Below are 3,715 nucleotides of genomic sequence, written 5' to 3' on the forward strand. Positions count from 1 at the left end.
TCCGGAGGCCTTCGTCGCCTATCTCGGCAGCCTGCCGGACGTGCAGGTGCAGCGCGATGCGCACGCGGTGACCATCCGCCACGCACCGGCCCCGCTGTAAGAAAAAATTCATGCAATCGACGGTAGCCGCACGGCGCACCGGGGCACTCCTAGGAAGCATGGCCGTCGCGCAGCACGCGCGGGCCCGCCCTTCCTCCCCTCCGGTGTGATCGTCATGCGCAAGCCTCTCGTCGTCTCCATCGCCCTGCTGTTGGGCTGCACGTCCTCGTTGCCGGCCTGGTCGGCGCCCGCCGCCTCCGCCTCGGCCATCGCGCCCATGCCGCTGGCGCAGGCGCTGGACCAGTTCGCGCGCAGCAGCGGGCTGCAACTGATGTACGACCCGGCGCTGGCCGAAGGCCTGCGCAGCAGCGGTGCCCCGGCCGGCCTGGCGCCGCCGCAGCAGTTGCATGCCTTGCTAGCCGGCACCGGCCTGGACTACCGCATGCTGACGCCCGGCTCGGTCGCCATCGTGCGCAGCAGCGTCGCCGCCGCGCCGGTCGCCGCCCCACGGGCGCCGCGCAGCGCCGCTCCGGCGCATGTCGAGGCCGACGGCGAACACGACGGCCCGCGCGAACTGGCGCCGATCAACGTCACCGCCAACAGCGTCGACACGCTGGCGCCCAGCGCCGCGCCGCTGGAGGCGAGCCAGCCGACCTCGGTGATCGACGAGCGCTTCATCCGCGACGGCCTGCGCCTGAACTCGAACTACGACGACATCATCAAGTACGCGCCCAGCGTGGTCACTACTTCGCCGGAAGGTCCGGGCCTGGGCAAGAACGAAGGCGTCAGCATCCGCGGCTTCCAGGACGGCCAGTTCAACATCACCTTCGACGGCATTCCCTTCGGCGATGCCAGCGACCTGCACCACACCACCTCGGCCTACTTCAACAATCACGTGCTCGGCCAGGCCGAGATCGACCGCGGCCCCGGCGGCGGCGCCACCATCGGCAACGCCACCTTCGGCGGCACCCTGGCGCTGCGCACGCGCAATCCCAGCCAGGTGGACGGCGTGACCGTGTACGGCACCGGCGGCAGCTGGAACACCTGGGCCGGCGGCGTCAGCGCCGACGAGCACATCGGCAACACGCGCCTGTTCGCGGACCTGTCCAAGGAAGCCAGCGACACCTACCTCAAGGGCACCGACGACCGCCGCGAGCACGCCTTCCTCAAGACCGTCACCGACCTGGGCGAGGCGACCACGCTGACCTTCGTCAGCAGCTACAACCAGGAGCACCAGAACACCGTGCAGGGCGCCACCCGCGCGCAGATCGCGCAGCATGGCTGGCGCTATGGCCTGGGCAACGATCCGACCCTGCAGAACTACACCGGCTACAACGCCGCTGCCTACTACTCCAGCTTCACCTACCTGGGCCTGAGCACGCGCCTGGGCGAGTGGGACCTGGACAACAAGGTCTACTACAACAGCTTCGACCACACTGCTTCCAAGACCAGCATCCCCACCAGCGAGAGCGCTGCCGACAACGGCGTGACCTTCTACAGCGCGACTGGCAAGAAGCTGTCCAAGGCCGCCAAGGACGTGCCGGGCAAGTTCTCGGACAACGACTTCCGCGCCTTCGGCGATGTGCTGCGTCTGGCGCGGGACCTCGGTCCGGGCCAGTTGCAGGCCGGCGTGTGGGTGGAGCGCAACCTCGACGAGCGCCAGCAGTTGCCGGTGGACATGACGACCGGCGCGGCCAGCGGCACCAAGTACGGCCCGCTGTACAACTACAACCTGCACGACCGCACCGACACCCTGCAGCCGTACCTGCAGTACGACTGGAAGCTCAGCGACAGCCTGACCCTCAGTCCGGGCCTGCGCTACGCGCGGGTGCAGCGCCAGCTCGATGCCGAACTCAACAAGAGCACCCCGCCGGCGCCGGCGCACAGCGAGGCCAGCTACGACGCCACGCTGCCGTCGCTGAGCCTGCACCGGAGCTTCAACGAGCACTGGAGCGGCTATGTGCAGGCCGCGCGCGGCTTCCTGGCGCCGCCGATCGACGTGATCGAACTCAACGGCACGCGCGGCCTGCGCCCGGAGCTGACCAGCAACTACCAGCTCGGCACCAGCTATGCCGCGCGCGGCCTGACCTTCGGCGCCGACGTCTACTACATCGACTTCAGCAACTACATCAGCCAGACCCTGATCAACACCGACAGCGGCACCGAGAGCGCCTTCGTCAACGGCGGCGGTGCGGTGTACCGCGGCGCCGAGGCCGAGGCCACCTACGCGCTGACGCCGATCCTGAGCCTGTACGCCAACACCAGCTACAACGACGCCACCTACAAGCACAGCAGCACCCAGGTCGCCGGCACGCCGCGGGTGACCGCCGCCCTGGGCCTGCTGTACAACAGCGGCACCGGCTACTTCGGTTCGCTGATGGAGAAGGTGGTGGGCGCGCAGTACGGCGTGGACAACAGCACCGCGGCCAATGGCACCACCGTGTTCGGCAACGACCAGCGCCTGGGCGGCTACGCCAGCCTGGATGCGGCGCTGGGCTACCGCAGCACGCACGGGCCGTATGGCCTGAAGGGCTACTCGATCAGCATGGACGTCAACAACCTGCTGAACCGGCATGCGCTGATCGGCTACGCCGGCACCCGCTCTTCCGACAACCAGCCGCTGTACTTCGGCCTGGCCGGGCGCGGCGTGTTCCTCGACCTGTCGCTGAAGTTCTGAGGCCGGCCATGTTCGCTTCCCGATTCGCACGCGTGCGCGGCGCATGGCGCGTGGCTGCGTTGCTGTGCGTCGCCAGCGCCGCCTGTCCGGCGGTCGCATCGCCCAAGCCTGCCGCGGCATCGAACGCGGCGGAGGTACGCCTGACGATCGTGGTGATGCGCCACGGCGTACGTGCACCGACGCAATCGCCAGACGACCTGGCCAAGTACGCCGCGCAACCCTGGCCGCAATGGCCGGTGGCACCCGGCCAGCTCACGGCGCACGGCGCCGCCGGCATGCAGGCGCTGGGTGCGCGCTACCGGCAGCGCTGGCTGTCCACGGCGGCGCTGGCGCCGGACTGCGCCGGGTCCGGCGCGGTGGTGATCGCCGACAGCACGCCGCGCAACCACGACAGCGCGGCCGCCTTCACCGAGGGACTGCTGCCGGGATGCCAGGCGCACTACCTGGCGTTGCCGACGACGCAGAACAATCCGCTGTTCCATTTCGGCAAGGACGAGGACAAGGACGACGATGCACCCGCGCCGCCGCTGCACCTGGACGCGGCCACGCGCAGCCGGCTGCGGGCGCTGCAGCGGGTGCTGTCGGGCTGTGCGGGGTCGGCCTGCGCTGCGCAGGCTTCGCCGCGCCTGGACGATCCGCAGCGGCTGCAGGATCCGGTGCAGGCGGCCAAGGTCTTGAAGACCGCCGGCAGCCTGGCCGAGAACCTGATGCTGGAGTACGCGCAGGACCTGCCGTTGCCGCAGGTGGCCTGGGGGCGCGCCGATGCCGTGGCGCTGCAGCGGCTGATCGGCCTGCACAACGCCTCCTTCGCCTACAGCAAGCGTGCGCTGCCGGCGGCGCGTGCCGGTGGCTCCAACCTGCTCGCGCACCTGCTGGCGACGTTGCAGGCGGCGGCCGGGCAGGCGCCGGCGGTGGCGCCGCTGGCGTCGGCGGACACGCGCGCGCTGGTGCTGCTCGGCCACGACACCAACCTGGCGCATCTGGCCGGCCTGTTCGGCA

Annotated in this window: 2 protein-coding genes; both read left to right on the plus strand. The window is 70.1% G+C overall.

Features of this window, described 5'->3' with window-relative positions; genetic code table 11:
• Positions 1–214: 214 nt before the first annotated feature.
• Positions 215–2,716 (plus strand): TonB-dependent receptor, encoded by a 2,502-nt coding sequence (locus D180_RS20330; RefSeq protein WP_017914214.1) that lies wholly within the window; start codon positions 215–217, stop codon positions 2,714–2,716.
• An 8-nt stretch (positions 2,717–2,724) separates the two neighbouring features.
• The coding region (locus D180_RS20335) for a histidine-type phosphatase (protein WP_017914215.1) at positions 2,725–3,715 on the plus strand (991 nt) is incomplete at its 3' end.

Source organism: Xanthomonas sp. SHU 166 (assembly GCF_000364685.1).
GTDB lineage: Bacteria > Pseudomonadota > Gammaproteobacteria > Xanthomonadales > Xanthomonadaceae > Xanthomonas_A > Xanthomonas_A sontii.

Coding starts and splice junctions, on each gene's coding strand:
- D180_RS20330 (WP_017914214.1), top strand. CDS start 215: ATGCGCAAGCCTCTCGTCGTCTCCATCGCCCTGCTGTTGGGCTGCACG.